Below are 17,673 nucleotides of genomic sequence, written 5' to 3'. Positions count from 1 at the left end.
TCTCAACGCCCCCACTGAAACAACCGCACGGAGCACCATGAAACTCACCCTCTTAGCTCAGTCTCGCCTGATTATGACAAGCCTGGTGCTGCTTCTGGCAGGCTGTGCGGGCGAGAAACCCCGTAGCAGCAGCTATCATTACGAGCCGCGCTCCTATCAAAGCGTGATTGAAGAGGCTGCGGCGCAATACGGTGTCGACAAGAAACTCATTACCGCGATGATTCAGGTGGAATCGAGCTTTAACCCTGGCGCAGTGAGCAAATCTAACGCCATCGGTCTGATGCAGCTCAAGGCCAGCACCGCTGGCTACGATGCTTACCGTTTCAAAGGCAAAAACGGTTGCCCGGATGACGATGAGCTGCGGGATCCGCAAATCAATATCGATCTTGGCACCGCCTACCTGGCCTCGTTACAGCGCCAACTCAGCGGCATCGATAATCCGGTCACATTGCGCTATGCCACCGAAGTGGCCTACGTCAACGGCGCAGGTGCCCTGCTGCGTACTTTCTCCAGCGATCGTCAGAAAGCGGTCAGCATGATCAACAACCTTTCCCCAGAAGCCTTTAACTGGCACGTGCGCCAGCACCATCCTTCACCACAGGCACCGCGCTATATGGCCAAGGTCGAAGCGGCGTATGGGGGTTTGTAGCATAGCTATATCTACAGTTTGATAAGCTTGAACTACTGGGAAAATCCATAAATTGGATAAGTCGTTGCTAAATCTGGCAGGCGGCTAAGTGCCAGGAACGGACATACTATGCATTTGCAGTTCCTCCTACTCAAACGAGTCGTGTCATACTCTTATCTAACTACGAAGCTGATATGGATTTATCCAAGCAAGGTTCATAGAATAGACAGATTTTATTTACATCATTGAATTTTTAAGTGATTAACTTAAGATGACTTTTACGAACACTTATCCTGAGAGAGTGTTGAGTTATCTTGGAGTAGTAGGTTAAGGTCCTCCCCGCTACGCGGGGCCATAGCGGACGTATTGAATTGATTCACTTCAACAAAGGATATGCTGTTCGACTTCCCTAGCAGAATCAACATATTGAGTTAAATGGAGCAATGGCAATGGATAAATCAAAAAGCTTACCGAAATTACATGTAAGATATAAGAGATTTCAGAAGGATCTAAAAGACGTATGGGAGTCTTTTTTAATTATAGAGTTTTACACACCTCGAATTAAGGATTTAATAAAACACGATCGGTTGCCGACCTTAACAATTGATACCTTTAGAAATGAAAATACTAAAACACTTGATAAAGATAATACCTATGGTGCATTAAGTTCATTGGAACGGCGTGGTAATTTTAGACGGACATTACTTGAGGCTGTTCTAATATTTGAAGACTACATGTCTGACTTGATCGAATTGGTGTATTTAGACTTACCAAATAAATTAACATCAGTTCAAGATGACAGCAACAATACTGGTTATCAAAAACTTTTAAAATTAATGCTTAGCTGTTCCAACAAAGATGAAATGGTAGAAAGATTAGTTGAAGAGAAAATTCGAGGAGTGTTCTATGGGAATCCTTTGGATGTATTTGAAAAAGATAAAGCAAAATTGGAATTTGGTTCCTTCTTTAAGGATAATTGCACGGCAGAACTTAACAAACTAAAGAAGATAATTGCAGCAAGAAATATTATTGCACATAACAACGGTAAGATTGATAGGAAGTATTTGCGCGAAACCGATGCCAGCGCGAATTTAGGCAGTATAATTAAATTAGATCGTGAATTTATTAAAGACTCTTTACATATACTTTATTTATTTGCAACTCAATCTGCTAAACTTGTAGTGGAAAATATCTATAGCGGCACTCCAAATGGTGTTCTAGGTAGAGCGGTCAGTTCTTTAAACAAATGAATTGAACTTAGATATTTGAATATTTCAAAATTTGATTAGCATTTTGCAGTTCCATGTATTTCCTTCATCAGTTGTAGGAGTTATATTCGAAATCTAGCTCCTCGTTCAAAACCAACATCGCGTTAATTTTGTAGAACATATGTTGAGCGAGGAACCTTCCTGAGGTGGGCTTTCTCCTCTTCATATAACTTAAGCCGCTTCACTTCTGACCCCAAACTTCCTGCGCTAGTTGTAGAAAGTGGCTTGGTCGCTAAGAGTTCCCACCCCACCCTTGATTTGCCCTAGCGTAGAATACTGATGATCTGTTCGTAGGGAAAACGCTTCTTTATGGGAATACCTACACGTTGCTAATGAAGACGTTACTTATATCAGGGTGTACTAATCAACGAGGAGCTGGTTAACTTTGCTAGAAATCACCGAAATAATTAAAGATGGTAAATTTGTGCAAGTGGTTTAAGACGCCAACTTCCGCTTCTCGCTCTGAACTGACAGTCAAATCTGGCTGGTCCCAGGTAACACTCCGGCCAAAAGTGTGGGCAGTGCTGCTGCTGTTGATATGTGTATCGGCTCCAACATCCGACAACACAAAAAGGAAACAGGATTGTTCTTCATCTCAACCAAAGAGCAAGCCCTTCTCTTGAATATCCGCAATAAAGGATAATTACTGAAATATCCTCTAAAGGGGATAAATGGTTTGCATGATTTGGATATCTCTACCGCCCGACTCAACTGTCGATATTAGACGTCGGTTAAAATACGCTGCAATTATGATCACAACACAATCGGCAAATCGTTCTCCGAGATATGGAGATACCTAAAGGGGCTGTAGGCCACCAGCCCCCTCTTAATCTTACGCCTTGCCGCTACGCGTTGGTTTGCGCACCGCTGGTTTGTTCGATGGCGTGCGCTGGCGGGTGATATCAGTATGCTTGGTCAGCGCCGGGCGCGTATTGCGCTGCAAGCGTCTGGCCTCGCGCTGCTCGTCAAGGCTTGGCGCTGGCACCAGGCATTCACGGCGGCTACCGATCAGGTGTTTCAGACCCATTTCTTCCAGCGCGCTGCGGATCAACGGCCAGTTGGCCGCATCGTGATAGCGCAGCAACGCCTTATGCAGGCGGCGCTGGCGATCGCCACGCGGGATATACACGTCTTCACTCTTATAACCCACCTTGCCCAACGGGTTTTTGCCGCTGTAATACATGGTGGTGGAATTCGCCATCGGCGAAGGATAGAAGTTCTGCACCTGATCGAGGCGGAAACGGTTTTTCTTCAGCCACAGCGCCATATTCACCATGTCCTCATCGCGGGTGCCCGGATGCGAAGAGATGAAGTAAGGGATCAGATACTGCTCTTTACCCGCCTGCTTGGAATACTGATCGAACAGTTGTTTGAAACGATCGTAGCTGCCCATACCCGGCTTCATCATCTTCGATAATGGCCCTTCTTCGGTATGTTCAGGTGCAATCTTCAGGTAGCCGCCCACGTGATGGGTCGCCAGTTCTTTGATATAGCGCGGATCTTCCACTGCCAGATCGTAACGCACGCCGGAAGCAATCAGGATCTTCTTGATACCGGTCAGCTCACGAGCGCGGCGATAGAGCTTGATGGTCGGCTCGTGGTTGGTATCCATGTAAGTACAGATTTCCGGATACACGCACGACGCGCGGCGGCAGGTCTGCTCTGCACGCGGGTTGGTGCAACGCAGCATATACATGTTGGCGGTAGGGCCGCCCAGATCGGAAATCACCCCGGTAAAGCCCGGCACTTTGTCGCGGATCTCTTCGATCTCGCGCACGATCGAATCTTCGGAACGGCTCTGAATGATGCGCCCTTCATGCTCGGTGATCGAGCAGAACGAACAGCCGCCGTAGCAGCCGCGCATGATGTTCACCGAGAAGCGGATCATGTCATAGGCGGGAATCCGCGCTTCGCCATACGAAGGGTGCGGGATACGCTGGTAAGGCAGGGCAAAAACGCTGTCCATTTCCGGCGTGGTCAGCGGGATCGCCGGCGGGTTGATCCACACATAGCGATCGCCATGCTTTTGCATCAGCGCGCGAGCACAGCCTGGGTTGGTTTCGTGGTGCAGAATGCGCGAAGCGTGGGCATACAGCACTTTGTCCGCCTTCACTTTCTCAAAGGAAGGCAGCAGTACGTAGGTCTTTTCCCACGGCTTGGGCTTGGCGGCGCGCACAACAACCGCTTTGGCTTCGGGTTCCGGCACGCTGCCGTCGGCACAGGGCAAATCTTCACCGTAAGGATTGGGGATCGGCTCAATGCGGCCCGGTTTATCCAGGCGGGTGGAATCCACCCCGCTCCAGCCCGGCAGCGGCTGCTTGCGCATCACGGCGGTGTTGCGGATATCATGGATATCCTGAATATTTTCGCCCGCCGCCAGACGGTGCGCCAATTCCACCAACGGGCGCTCGCCGTTGCCGTAAATCAGGATATCGGCTTTGGAATCCACCAGCACCGAGCGGCGCACGGTATCCGACCAGTAATCATAGTGCGCAATACGGCGCAGGCTGGCTTCGATACCGCCCAACACGATCGGCACATCTTTATAAGCTTCTTTACAGCGTTGGCTGTACACCAGCGTGGCACGATCCGGGCGTTTGCCCCCTTCGTTACCCGCCGTATAAGCATCGTCATGGCGCAGTTTGCGATCGGCAGTGTAGCGGTTGATCATCGAGTCCATGTTACCGGCGGTAATGCCGTAGAACAGGTTCGGTTTACCCAGGCGCATAAAGTCGTCTTTATTGCTCCAGTCCGGCTGGGCAATGATCCCAACGCGGAACCCCTGCGCTTCCAGCATGCGGCCAATGATCGCCATGCCAAAACTTGGGTGATCAACATAAGCGTCGCCACTGATAATGATCACATCGCAGCTGTCCCAACCCAGTTGGTCCATTTCTTCTCGCGACATTGGTAAAAACGGCGCAGGGCCAAAACATTCCGCCCAATAGGGCTTATAGGAGAACAATTCACGTTCGGGTTGGATCAGGCTGGTGGTGCTCATTGCGGGTACTCTTGTGCAGGTTAATTTATCGCCGGGCGGCGATTATACGCACTCGTTGCCAAAAGAGCATGGTTATTTCTCAGTTTGATCAGCTATTGACCTCAAACTCATACACATCGCTGCGGCACAGGGTCTCGCTAAGCTCCAACACTTCCCCCTGAGCATTGCGGCTGGTCTGCACAATCCGCAACAGCGGCATACCGCTGTGTACGTTGAGCAGTTCGGCGATCTCGTCAGTGCTGGCAACGGCCTTCAAGCGAAAATGCCGCCCTTCAGGCACAATGCCGCGCGACTGCCACAGCGCATAAAGCGAATGCTCCAGCACTTCAGGGTCGGGCAGAAATTGCGGTGGGATATAGGTGGTTTCCAGTGAAACCGGGTTACCATCAACCAATCGCAGGCGGCGCAGCTTGATCACCTCGCTGTGATTGGCCACCTCCAGCGCTTTGGCCACATCGGCGGGAGCCTCCATGCGGATACGCAGCAGCCACTGGTTGCTGACGCTGCCGCCATTGCGCAGCACCTGCGCGGTAAAACCGTGATCCTGATTAAGGGAGTAACCGATGTGCATCGCCACACGCGTGCCGATACCTTGCTGGCGCGAGATCAGCGCTTTTTCATCCAGCAACTTCATCGCATTGCTGACGGTCACGCGTGACACGTCCAGAGATTCAGCAATCAGGCGTTCCGGCGGCAGAAAATCCCCGACGGCCAACACATGCTGTTTAATCGCCGTTTCAATCGTTGTGGCCAACTGGATATAACGTGGTGCCGCCGCAGCCTGCAAAAACTGTTGACGCAGCCAGGTAATAAAATCACTCATTGGATCCGCCTCTGCTCTCTGTACTCCTCTTCCAACCTCGTTTTTACCATATTTGCTACATTCAAGATAACGGCCCTGACCTAGGTTTACAGTGGAGTTGGATTGGTATCACAGTTTTCACCAATTGGACTGTAATTGGCTTTATTTCGGCTATAATGTCACTGCATTGATGTTCTATATCAATACGCACCAACACCAGGGAAAAAAATAATTAAATGATAAATAAAAATAACACCTACCAGGCCATTCTCGGCGCGCTTTATGGGCAGGCCGTAGGTGATGCAATGGGGATGCCGTCTGAACTGTGGCCCTTGCAGCAGGTTCGTCATTATTTTGGTTGGATCACTCAATTTCTGCCAGGTCCAGAAGAGAATATCGCCGCAAACGAATTTACCGCCGGAGAATATACCGACGATACCCAACAGGCGGTAGCGTTGATGGATGCGCTGTTAGCCGCCGATGGCCGCGTTGAACCGGAACGTATCGCCCACCACATCATGTTGTGGGCGGAACGGGTGAATGCCTTTGATAAAAACATCCTTGGCCCAAGCTCCAAAGCCGCGTTGCTGGCAGTGCGTGCCGGTAAGCCGGTGATGGAGATCCCCGCCAATGGTGTCACCAACGGCGCGGCGATGCGGGTGGCTCCCATCGGCTGCCTGATGCCCAGCGCCGATCTGCCCCGGTTTATCGATGCGGTACGGCTATCATGCAGCCCGACCCACAAGTCGGACATCGCCGTGGCCGGGGCTTTTACCGTCGCCTGGGCGATTAGCCGAGCCATTGAAGGAGCAGACTGGGCCACCATCAAGCAAGAACTGCCAGAACGGGTAGAACAGGTGCAACAGCAGCAGATCACCACTTTCAGCCCATCGCTCAGCCGCCGCTTGGTCTGGGCGCTGGAATGTGCCACTAAAGCCAGCGCGCTGCCGGATGCCGAAGCGCTGGCAGAACTGTACCATACGGTCGGTGCCGGGATGGACAATATCGAGTCCATTCCAATGACGCTGGCGCTGGTTGAACTGGCCGGAACCGATCCGCAACGTTGCGCGGTGCTGGCCGCTAATCTGGGGGGCGATACCGATACCATAGGTGCCATGGCAACGGCAATTTGCGGCGCACTGCACGGAATTGACGCCTTCCCAGCGGAATGGATTGACACCATTAACCGTGCCAATCAGATTGATTTTCAGCCTTACGCAGCGGCTCTTACCAGGCTGCGCAACCAAGGATAGTGATAGATGAGTGAAATCAACCGCAATGAGACATGGAAAGTAGAAAGTACCGGGATCGATCGCGTACCTGATGCGGAACAGACCGGTAAACCGATCGAACTGTTCTGGGTCTGGTCAGCCGCCAACATCGGCATTCTTGGCGTGGTGTATGGGGCGATTATCGTTGCCTTTGGCCTGTCGTTCATTCAGTCGATCCTGGCCGCTCTGGTTGGCGTCGCCAGCTTTATTCTGGTGGGTTACACCAGCTTCGCTGGCAAACGCGGCCGTACCTCTACCCTGACCTTATCGCGGGTGATTTTTGGTCTGAAAGGCAATATTGCCCCTACCACCTTCAGTTGGGTCAACCTGATGGGCTGGGAGGCGGTCAACGTGATTACCGGCACGCTGACGCTGGCCGCCCTGTTCCAGGCGGCGGGCATCAGCGCCAGCCATTCCCTCACCGCCATCAGCCTGCTGCTGTTTGGCGGCCTGACCATCGTCGTCAGCCTGCTCGGCCAGAATACCGTGGTCTGGATGCAGAGCTGGTTCAGCCGGATTTTCGGCACCATGACGTTGATCGTGGTGTTGTATATCGTCTTTACCACCGAATGGGGCAAAGTGCTGTCGTTGCCTTCCGGCAGTTGGCTGACCGGCTTCCTGCCAGCGGTTTCGGTGATCGCCGCCGGTACTGGTATCAGTTGGGCCATCGCCGGGGCGGATTACAGCCGCTACCAAAGCCCGCAGTCTTCCGATAAAAGCATTTTTGCCGCCGTGGTGGGGGGTGCCTGCCTGCCGCTGATGCTGCTGATGTTTACCGGGATCCTGCTGTCGGTACAACTGCCGGATCTGGCCAGCTCTGCCAACCCGATTGCGCTGATCGGTTCAGTGCTGCCGACATGGATGGCCATCCCTTATCTGCTGGCCGCCACCGCCGGGATTGTCACCATCGCCGTGCTCAGCCTCTACTCCGCCAGCCTGAACCTGTTAACGCTGGGGGTGAAGGTGAAGCAGTCGCTGGCAGTGTCTATCGATGCAGTTCTGGTGCTCGGCATTGCCATCTACGTGCTGTTTGTCTCTGAAGATTTCCTGGGGCCGTTTATCTCGTTCCTGGTGTTCTGCGGCGTCTTTCTGGCAGCCTGGGCGGCGATTTTCATCCTCGATTACACCAAACTGCGCCGCCACCATGGCTACGATGCCAACGCGCTGTATGGTCTGAACGGCCAGAATCGCGGCGTGCGTAAAGTCCCGCTGTTCTGCTGGTTCCTCGGTGCCTTTTGCGGGCTGATGGTGACCAAAACCGGCTTTATCGATGGCCCATTGGCAAAAGGCCTGTTTGCCGACTCCAGCCTGGGGTTGTTCGTTTCCTTCCTGGTTAGCCTGATCGGTTATGGTTTGTATCTGACCAAGTGCGGAGCGCGCCAATGAGTGAGCTGTTAGCCGTAAAACCGATTCTGGTGGTCGGGGGAGCAGTGGGTGATCTGGTGCTCACGCTGCCACACTTGCCCAGCAGCGGTGAAGATATTGAAGCCGTACCACAAGATCGGCAGATTGGTGGCTGTGCCTTTAACGTGGCGCGGGCGCTACGTCGCCTGAATGTGCCGGTGATCAACGGTATGCCGGTCGGCAACGGGGATTGGGGCGCTACCATTGAAAGCGCAATGCAGGAGCTGGATCTGCCGGTGCTGCTGCGCCACGGTCAGATGGATAACGGCTGGTGCCTGGCATTAGTGGAACCCAACGGTGAACGCACGTTTATCACCATCACCGGCTGTGAGGCACAGTGGAATAAAGCCCAGTTGTCCACGCTGCCTTTAGATCCAGAAACCTTGGTGTATGCCAACGGTTACGAATTGGTGGGTGAACCGGGCGAAGCATTGCGTGACTGGCTAACGCGCCTGCCGTTCGATCAGCAGCGGTTGATCGACCCCGGCCCACGGGTTGGTCAGTTGGGTGCAGAGTTCTTTGCCATGCTCAGCGACAGCCATACCTTGCTGACCCTGAACCGCGACGAAGTGGCGATCTTGTGTGGCGAGGGCGATGCAGTCAGCGCCGCACAGCGCTTTGCCAGCGCGCATAATATTACGTTGATCTGCCGGTTGGATCGTGACGGGGCCTGGATTTGCGATGGCCACCAGCCACCGCAGCATGTGCCGATCTATCCGGTTGAGGTGGTCGATACCATCGGTGCGGGCGATGCCCACTGTGCCGGTTTGCTGGCCGGGCTTTCTGCCGGTTGGCCGCTGCCGCAGGCGGTCGATCTCGCTAACCGCGTTGCCGCCTGCGTGGTCGCTAGCCGAGGAGCGGCAGGCGCACCAGACTGGCAACAGCTACAACAGCGCTTTCCTGCCTGATACGCTCATGGCCCGATATCTCGGGCCATGACACCGCTTAGTGTGCCTTCTGCATCTCTCCAACCACCTGTTCCGGCCGGTGTTGATAATTGAACGTCAGCGCGAAGATCACCCCCAGCACCAGCGTATAGGCCGCAAACACCAGCCAGATGCTTTGCCAATCTTTCACGCCGTCTTGAGTAAAGAAGTCCACCACTTCACCGCTGGCGATCGCCCCAACGTAAGCACCCGCACCGTTAACCATGCTCATAAACAGCCCTTGCGCGCTGGCACGAATGCGGTGGTCGGCTTCTTTTTCAACAAAGATCGCCCCGGAAATATTAAAGAAATCAAACGCGCAGCCATAAACGATCATCGACATCAGCAGCAACACAAAACCGAATCCGGCCGGGGTGCCATAGGCTAGGAACAGGAAGCGCAGCGTCCAAGCCGCCATGCTGATCAGCATCACCTGTTTGATGCCGTATTTACGCAGGAAGAACGGGATCGTGAGGATGAAAAACACCTCAGAGATTTGCGACAGAGAAAGCAGCACGGAAGGATAACGCACGCTGAAACTGTCCTGATACAGCGGGTTGAGCGAGAAATCGTGCAGGAATGGGTTGCCGAAGGTGTTGGTGATCTGCAACGCCGCGCCCAGCAGCATGGCAAACAGGAAGAAAACCGCCATGCGCTTTTGTTTGAACAGCACAAAGGCATCCAACCCCAGCAGGCTGACCCAGCTTTGCGAGCGCCTCACGTTGTTGGTCGGGCAATGGGGCAGCGTCAGCGAATAAGCGGCTAACACCAGCGATACCGCCGCAGCCAGGTACAGCTGCATATTGCTCAGTTCAATTTTGCCAAAACTGATCAGCCACATCGCCAGAATAAACCCCACCGTCCCGTAAACCCGCACCGGCGGGAAATCTTTTACCGTATCGCAGCCGTGCTTTTCCAGGCAGAAGTAAGAAATGGCGTTAGACAGCGCAATCGTGGGCATATACACCATGGCGTTGAACAGCATCACCCAGAACATCACCATCGGCTGCTCGACCTGCGCCGCACAGTACAGCGCCACCGCGCCAAGTAAATGACACAGGCCGTAGAGATAATTGGCCTTGATCCAGCGATCGGCAATAATCCCCGCCAAACTCGGCATAATCAGCGCCGCAATGCCTTTCGAGCTGTAAACCATCCCCACCTGCACCCCGCTGAAATGCAGGGTGTTGATCATGTAAGAACCTAGGGTCACTAACCAAGCGCCCCAGATAAAGAACTGGAGGAAGACCATCACTTTCAATCTGGTTTTTATTGCCATTACCATCACCTTGTTATTCTGATTTAACGATGATTTACGCGGCAAAGTAGGGTTTGCCGCGGGGTATCGGACGGAAATAATATTTACAGCGTTTTGAAGAACTCACGGATCAGGCGCATAAAATCGTCGGCCGCCATGGCGGCACAGCTAAGCGTCTGTTCGTGAGAAAGTGGGGCATCCGATAGCCCTTCGGCGTAGTTAGTCATCGCCGACACCACCAGCACCTTCAGGCTGCAATGGCGGGCAGAAAGCACTTCCGGCACGATCGACATCCCGACCACGTCGCAGCCCAGCGTCTGCATCATGCGGATCTCTGCCGGGGTTTCGAAATTCGGCCCGGTATAGGCAGCAAACACCCCTTCGGCCAGCGGGATCCCAACCTTTTCCGCCACCTGCGCCAACTGCGCACGCAAGTCACGATCGTAGGCATTGGCCAGGCTGAAGAAACGTGGGCCAAAGCGCTCGTCGTTGCTGCCCACTAATGGGGATTCCGGCATAAAGTTGATATGGTCGGTCAGTGCCACCAGGCTACCCGGCGCAACTGATTTGCGCAGCGAACCGGCGGCGTTGGTCGCCAACAGGAACTCACAGCCCAGCAGTTTGAAGGTGCGTATTGCCGTGGTCATCACCTGCATACCCCGCCCTTCATAGAAATGCCCACGCCCCTTCATGCACAACACCGGCACCCCTTCCAGCCAACCGGCCACCAGTTGCCCGGCGTGGCCAACAACGCTGCTTACCGGGAAGCCCGGCAATTCGGTATAGTCGATGATTACGGTATCCTTCATCACCTCGGCCAGCGCTCCCAGCCCGGATCCCAGAATCAAAGCAGCACGCGGCTGAAAGCCGGGCAGCCGGGTACGCAAAATATCCGCACAGGAAAAAGCATCTTCTTGATTAAACATAGTATTCTCTTCTGTGGAAGGGTGGAGTATTCCCCATAGTAGAGAGCGATTGAGGGCGGCGACCAATACATTATTGCCCGCAGATTTATTCCATTTACCTATAAATACCTGCCGGGAGGCGCACTACTGATGAAACAGCCCATGCCCGACCCAAGCCGGATTAATTTCCGTCTGCTGCATTATTTCCGCGTGGTGGCGGAAGAGATGAATTTCACACAGGCAGCGCGGCGGCTGAATATCTCTCAACCCCCGCTCAGCAAACATATCAAAGAGCTGGAAAGCCAGTTGGGCGTAGAATTATTTAAACGCACCACCCGCTCCATAGCGCTGACGCTGGCAGGCCGCACGCTGTTTCATAACGTTGAAATGCTGTTGGATCAGGCTGGCAACGCACTCAATCAGGTGCAGCAACTGGGGCGTGGTGAGGCGGGCCATATGGTGATTGGCATGGTGGGCACGTCGGTGTGGGGTGGGCTGATCCCAGCGCTGAAGCGTTTTACCGCACAGGCTGACAAGGTAACCTGGGTGCTGAACGAACAGACCCCCAGCCAACAGATTATTTCACTACAAAAGCGGCATATTGATATTGGCGTGTGGCGCGAAGCCAAGCAACAGGCGCTGCCGGGCCTGGCGTGCCAGCTGTTGGCGCGGGAGAAGATGGCGGTGGTACTGCCGGTATCACATCCGTTGGCTGACGGCGCGGCGATCCCGCTGCAAGCATTGCAGCATGACAAATTTATCGTGCTGCCGCCGCACGAGGCCAGTTTGGGGTTATATCTGCACAATCTGTGCCTGCAACAGGGTTTTGTGCCGGAGATTGCCCATCAGGTCAATGAACCGCAAACGCTGATGGCGCTGGTAGCAGAAGGATATGGCATCACACTGCTGCCGGACAGCTATGGGCGAATCCCATGGCCCGGCGTGCGTTTTTGCCCGCTGCTGGCGGCACCCTCGGCCGATCTGTATGCGATCTATCATGCCGAAAGTGCCACACCGGTCGTACGGGCGTTCCTGAAAATGCTGCGGACGCCGCAGGGGGTTTAAGGTGCCGCTTGCACCACAAACTGGCCGGTAGAACCGCGATCGGCCATTTCCAGCGTTTGGCTGTAGTACAGGAACGGGAAATGCTCTGAGGAAACCTGGTTGAAATACACCAGCAGTTCAACATCGCCATCCACCCAAACGGTATCCTTCCAGCCCCGATCTTCCGCCATCGGCTGAGCGCCGTTGACACGTTTCACCAGGAACTGCACGCCCTGGATGTGGAACGCCTGCGGGGTGTCGGCATGGATCGTCCAGCGCTCCCAGGTGCCCTGCTGCGCTTGCACATCAATACGGTTCATATCCCAGATCACGCCGTTAATTCCGGCCATCTTGTCGCCCAACGTGAACTCGCGCGAACGGATTGCGTTCCCCTCCAGCAGTTGCTCCGGCAGCAAGCGCGTCGGCAGCGTATCAGTAACCAGCGGCAACAGGCCGGTGGGTTTTAAGGTCAGCACCTGGGTGGAAACCAGCAGGTTGGAAGGTTCAAACAGGCCACGCAGACGATCCATCATGCTTGCCGCTTCACCGGCAGTAATGGTCACATCATCACCTTTCGACATGTCGATCAGCACTTCGCGGCGCTCACCCGGAGCCAAAGAAAGCTGTTGTACCGACACTGGAACAGGCAGGAAGCCCTGATCGCTGGCGATCACGCTGATCGGCCGCCCATCGCTCAACTGCAACTGGTAGCGCCGTGAGTTGGAAGCATTCAGCAAGCGCAGCCGCACCCAGCCGCGAGAGACTTCAACATAGGGGTTTTGCACGCCGTTCACCAGCAGCGTATCCCCCACAAAACCCCCGTGTGTGGGCGGGTTGTATTCAGGCGTACCGAAGTTATCTAACCGCTTGTCCTGAATGATCAGTGGGAAATCATCCACACCATAGTGGTTTGGCAAGGGCAGATTTTTGCCGATCTCATCTTCGACCAGCCATAAACCAGCCAGGCCGTTGTAAACGTGCGGAGCCATCCGATTAGGGGTGTTGGCGTGATACCAGCAGGTAGCTGCCGCCTGGCGGATTGGAATCACTGGCGACCAATCAATATTCGGCGACATCATGCGCGCCGCGCCGCCCATCAGGGTGCCCGGCACCTGCAACCCGCTGATGGTCATCGAGACCGGCTCAGTCAGGCGGTTACTGTAGATCAGTTTGACGTCGTCACCGTTGTATACCCGCACCGTTGGCCCTAGGTAGGTGCCGTTAATGCCCCACACCGACGTTTTGCGGTTGTCCATAAAGGCCCAATGGGCGCGTTGCAGCGTTAAAAACAGGGGCTGCCCACGGCGGGATTCCAACAGGGGGGGAATGGGTAACGGGGTCTGCGTTCCGCTCGCCTCAGCCCTCAGCGGCACCGCTCCAGCGCACAGCGCCAAGCCCGATGCCTGAATAAACTGACGTCGACTGAGTGACATATTCTCTCCAAGAAAACCAAACTAAACCGTATGAAAAGCCCCGGTTGACCGGGGCATAAGTGTAATGCCTAATATCGCGCGCCCTATGAGTGGGCCGGGGTTAGGGACTTTAGTTCAGTGAATTCCCCTCACCCTAACCCTCTCTCCGAAGGAGAGGGAACTGGTTAGTCTTAACTGACCAGCATTACAGCTGACCCGAACATAGGTGCAATGCCTAATATTACGCCCCCTCTCCCTTTGGGAGAGGGCCGGGGTGAGGGGCTTTAGCTCGGTGATATTCCCTTCACCCTAATTCTCTCCCCCGAAGCAAGGGAACTGGCCAGCCTTAAATTATCTTCACTAACCTGCTGAATACTTTTATTTTTTTGTGGCGTCCAGTTGGGCCACTTCTGCATCCAACTGCTCAATTTTCGCCTTCATCAGTTCACGGCAATGGGCCGCCAACTCACGCACCTGCTCTTTGCTGTAAGCACTCGTATCGACCGGTTCCAGCATCTCCACAATCGCATGACCGTTATTCCAGCGATTGAGGTTGATCTTGCCGCTGGTGGTAGAAACACAGATCGGCACAACCGGCACACCTGCCGCAATGGCCGCATGGAACGCACCGGTTTTGAACGGCAACAATCCACGGCCACGGCTGCGGGTACCCTCTGGGAACATCCAGACAGAAATGTCTTTTTCTGCAAGCGCTTCAACCACCTGGGCAATAGTGCCGTGCGCTTTGGCACGGTTATTCCGATCGATCAGCAGATTACCGGCCAGCCAATAGAGCGGGCCGAAAAACGGGATCCACGCCAGGCTTTTCTTGCCAACCGTCACGGTGCGCGGCTGCACAATATTGGAAACCGTCACCATGTCGTAGTTATTCTGGTGGTTGGCAATATAAATACACTTGCCGTTATTGGCCGCGCTGGCAGGCTTACGCACTGCGACCTTGATACCCAATACCGCTGACAAACGGCCAAACAGGTGGCCAAAAGTCGCCACATGACGAGGGTTACGCGGGCTGAACAGACAGTAAATCGAACCCAAAATACAGACCAAAATACAATATATCGCGACAAAAATCGCACGTAATATCAACAACATAACTACCTCATTAGCACACTGCTAGCGCAGCACTTTACGCCTCTGCTGTTTTCGCTATTTTCCCGCCAGCAGACGATCGGCACAATACATTTATGCAGCGAAACCCCACAATTTGGAATCTACCCCATCACTCCAACTATTTGGGGGAACACAGGTAAAAAAACGGGCGTAGTCTGCTACACCCGAATGATCTCCTGATACCCACTTACTCTTCGCTATCACCCGGCAACGCCCGCTCCGGCATATCCAGTTCAACCCGGTCAATCCGTTGCAGACCGCGCGGCAGCAAGGTGCCTTTACGGCCACGCTCAGCGCGGAATTTCTGTAGATCTTCCGGCCGCAGCGTCAGCTTGCGTTTGCCTACGTGTAGAGTGATCGAAGTCTGCGGTGGCAGCACGAACAGCCAGATCAGCTTATCTTCACCCGAAGCCGCCTGCGCCGACGCTATTGAGACAATCTTGTTGCCCTTACCCTTCGATAGCTGCGGCAGATCGGCCACCGGGAACATCAGCATACGGCCTGCGGCGGTAATCGACAGCAGCATGTCATCAGCACCGTGGATCTCCATCGGCGGCAGCGCCTTGGCGTTCTCCGGCAGGGTGATCATCACTTTACCCGCCCGGTTGCGGGCCACCAGATCGTTGAAGGTACAAACGAAGCCGTAACCGGCATCGGAAGCCATCAGCAGTTTCTGCTCGTCGGCCGCCATCAAGACCTGTGAGATCGTCGCCCCCGGCGGCGGCGTCAGTTTACCGGTCAAGGGCTCGCCCTGCCCGCGCGCAGAAGGCAGCGTCAGCGGATCAAGCGCATAGCTGCGCCCGGTGGAATCGATAAACACCACCGGCTGGTTACTCTTGCCACGCGCGGCAGCACGGAAGCTGTCACCGGCTTTGTAGCTCAGCCCCGTTGGATCGATATCATGGCCTTTGGCGCTGCGCACCCAGCCCATTTCAGACAGCACAATGGTCACCGGCTCGGAAGGCACAAAGTCGTGCTCGCTCATCGCCTTGGCTTCTTCACGCTCGGTCAGCGGTGAACGACGATCGTCGCCGTAGGCCTGTGCATCGGCCTGAATCTCTTTCTTAATCAGCGTATTCAGTTTGCGCTCGGACGCCAGCAGCGCTTGCAGGTGATCGCGCTCTTTCGCCAACTCATCCTGCTCGCCACGGATCTTCACTTCTTCCAGCTTGGCCAAATGACGCAGTTTCAGCTCGAGGATCGCTTCGGCTTGAGTATCAGAGATGCCAAAACGCTGCATCAGTACCGGCTTCGGTTCATCTTCACTGCGGATGATGTGGATCACTTCATCGATATTGAGGAACGCAACCAGCAAACCTTCCAGAATGTGCAGGCGTTTCAGCACTTTTTCCAGGCGGTAGTTCAGGCGGCGGCGCACCGTATCGCGGCGGAAAACCAGCCATTCAGTGAGGATCTCAAGCAGCCCTTTGACCTGCGGGCGGTTATCCAGGCCAATCATGTTCATGTTGATGCGGTAGCTGCGTTCCAGATCGGTAGTGGCAAACAGGTGGTTCATCACCTGATCCAGATCGATACGGTTGGAACGCGGCACGATCACCAGGCGGGTTGGGTTCTCGTGATCCGACTCATCACGCAGATCTTCCACCATTGGCAGCTTCTTGGCGCGCATCTGGCTGGCGATCTGCTCCAGCACCTTGGCACCGGAAACCTGGTGCGGCAGTGCGGTGATCACCGCGCTACCGTCCTCTTTCTTCCAGATGGCGCGCATGCGTACCGAACCACGGCCATTCTGGTAAATTTTGCGGATTTCGTCGCGCGGGGTGATGATTTCCGCTTCGGTCGGGAAGTCTGGCCCTTGCACAAACTCCAGCAGATCCTCAAGCGAGGTATCTGGTTTGTCGATCAGCGCGATAACAGCCGCCGCCACTTCGCGTACGTTGTGCGGTGGGATGTCGGTGGCCATGCCGACGGCAATGCCCGTCGTGCCGTTGAGCAGGATGTTCGGCAAGCGCGCCGGTAACATCTTGGGTTCCTGCATGGTGCCATCGAAGTTTGGCACCCAATTGACCGTGCCCTGACCCAGTTCACCCAGCAATACTTCGGCATATTTCGACAGGCGCGATTCGGTGTAACGCATCGCGGCGAAAGATTTCGGATCGTCCGGTGCCCCCCAGTTCCCCTGACCGTCCACCAGCGGATAGCGGTAAGAGAACGGCTGTGCCATCAGCACCATCGCTTCATAGCAGGCACTGTCACCGTGCGGATGATATTTACCCAAGACATCGCCCACGGTACGGGCCGATTTTTTGAATTTAGCGTTGTTGCTCAGCCCCAGTTCCGACATGGCATAGATGATACGGCGCTGTACCGGCTTTAAACCATCGCCAATATACGGCAACGCCCGATCCATGATGACGTACATGGAATAGTCCAGATAGGCTTTTTCAGTGAATGTGTGCAGCGGTAAACGCTCAACACCGTCATGAGTCAGTTCACTCATTACTCAAATATCCTCAGACCGTAGTTTGGCTATCCCTGATAATGGGGCGCAGTGTATGGTGCATAACAACAGCGCCCACAATTTAATGGGTTGTCGATTCTGGTCGCGATAGTAACTCATCTGCAGGGTAGCTGTCACAGATGGCGCAGTGATCGCCCAGCG

13 protein-coding genes are annotated in these 17,673 nt (G+C 54.4%); 6 read left to right on the top strand and 7 right to left on the bottom strand.

The window, feature by feature from the left end:
* Positions 1 to 37 precede the first annotated feature (37 nt).
* The gene (locus ACX9GT_RS03750) at positions 38 to 649 is read left to right on the top strand and encodes a transglycosylase SLT domain-containing protein (protein ID WP_473189875.1); all 612 of its coding nucleotides are present in this window, start codon (positions 38 to 40) and stop codon (positions 647 to 649) included.
* A gap of 428 nt (positions 650 to 1,077) precedes the next feature.
* The gene (locus ACX9GT_RS03745) at positions 1,078 to 1,878 is read left to right on the top strand and encodes a hypothetical protein (RefSeq protein WP_473189874.1); all 801 of its coding nucleotides are present in this window, start codon (positions 1,078 to 1,080) and stop codon (positions 1,876 to 1,878) included.
* A gap of 850 nt (positions 1,879 to 2,728) precedes the next feature.
* Here ACX9GT_RS03745 and ACX9GT_RS03740 read toward each other — a convergent pair.
* The gene (locus tag ACX9GT_RS03740) at positions 2,729 to 4,897 is read right to left on the bottom strand and encodes a YgiQ family radical SAM protein (RefSeq protein ID WP_473189873.1); all 2,169 of its coding nucleotides are present in this window, start codon (positions 4,895 to 4,897) and stop codon (positions 2,729 to 2,731) included.
* Positions 4,898 to 4,985: 88 nt separating this feature from the next.
* Positions 4,986 to 5,720 carry a GntR family transcriptional regulator gene (locus tag ACX9GT_RS03735; RefSeq protein WP_473189872.1) on the bottom strand — a complete coding sequence of 245 codons (735 nt, stop codon included), beginning with the start codon at positions 5,718 to 5,720 and terminating at the stop codon, positions 4,986 to 4,988.
* 215 nt (positions 5,721 to 5,935) lie between these two features.
* Here ACX9GT_RS03735 and ACX9GT_RS03730 point away from each other — a divergent pair, with 215 nt between their 5' ends.
* From ACX9GT_RS03730 to ACX9GT_RS03720, 3 genes are read left to right on the top strand one after another with little or no spacing between them, the layout of a single operon-like run.
* Positions 5,936 to 6,952 (top strand): ADP-ribosylglycohydrolase family protein, encoded by a 1,017-nt coding sequence (locus tag ACX9GT_RS03730; RefSeq protein ID WP_473189871.1) that lies wholly within the window; start codon positions 5,936 to 5,938, stop codon positions 6,950 to 6,952.
* A gap of 6 nt (positions 6,953 to 6,958) precedes the next feature.
* Positions 6,959 to 8,356: a purine-cytosine permease family protein gene (locus ACX9GT_RS03725; RefSeq protein ID WP_473189870.1), complete on the top strand. Its 1,398-nt coding sequence runs from the start codon at positions 6,959 to 6,961 to the stop codon at positions 8,354 to 8,356.
* Positions 8,353 to 9,282 (top strand): PfkB family carbohydrate kinase, encoded by a 930-nt coding sequence (locus ACX9GT_RS03720; protein WP_473189869.1) that lies wholly within the window; start codon positions 8,353 to 8,355, stop codon positions 9,280 to 9,282. Before ACX9GT_RS03725 ends, ACX9GT_RS03720 begins: the two co-directional genes overlap by 4 nt.
* A gap of 37 nt (positions 9,283 to 9,319) precedes the next feature.
* Here the strand turns inward: ACX9GT_RS03720 and ACX9GT_RS03715 are convergent, their stop codons facing one another.
* Positions 9,320 to 10,579 carry a nucleoside permease gene (locus ACX9GT_RS03715; protein ID WP_473189868.1) on the bottom strand — a complete coding sequence of 420 codons (1,260 nt, stop codon included), beginning with the start codon at positions 10,577 to 10,579 and terminating at the stop codon, positions 9,320 to 9,322.
* A gap of 83 nt (positions 10,580 to 10,662) precedes the next feature.
* A complete protein-coding gene (gene xapA / locus ACX9GT_RS03710; RefSeq protein WP_473189867.1) occupies positions 10,663 to 11,484 on the bottom strand; it encodes a xanthosine phosphorylase in 822 nt (273 codons plus the stop codon).
* A 141-nt stretch (positions 11,485 to 11,625) separates the two neighbouring features.
* Here xapA and ACX9GT_RS03705 point away from each other — a divergent pair, with 141 nt between their 5' ends.
* Positions 11,626 to 12,528: a LysR family transcriptional regulator gene (locus ACX9GT_RS03705; protein WP_473191501.1), complete on the top strand. Its 903-nt coding sequence runs from the start codon at positions 11,626 to 11,628 to the stop codon at positions 12,526 to 12,528.
* Here the strand turns inward: ACX9GT_RS03705 and ftsP are convergent.
* From ftsP to parC, 3 genes are all read right to left on the bottom strand, one after another.
* Positions 12,525 to 13,940, bottom strand: a complete 1,416-nt coding sequence (gene ftsP, locus ACX9GT_RS03700) for a cell division protein FtsP (RefSeq protein WP_473189866.1) — start codon at positions 13,938 to 13,940, stop codon at positions 12,525 to 12,527. The genes ACX9GT_RS03705 and ftsP overlap by 4 nt on opposite strands.
* Before the next feature lie 357 nt (positions 13,941 to 14,297).
* Entirely contained in the window at positions 14,298 to 15,032 is a 735-nt protein-coding gene (locus ACX9GT_RS03695) for a 1-acylglycerol-3-phosphate O-acyltransferase (RefSeq protein WP_473189865.1), read from the bottom strand.
* Positions 15,033 to 15,237: 205 nt separating this feature from the next.
* A complete protein-coding gene (parC, locus tag ACX9GT_RS03690) occupies positions 15,238 to 17,511 on the bottom strand; it encodes a DNA topoisomerase IV subunit A (RefSeq protein WP_473189864.1) in 2,274 nt (757 codons plus the stop codon).
* Between the last annotated feature and the right edge of the window lie 162 nt (positions 17,512 to 17,673).

The organism is Serratia sp. YWN4 (genome assembly GCF_055790845.1).
Note: the sequence above shows the minus strand (reverse complement) of the source record. Positions and strands in the feature narration are given on the sequence as shown.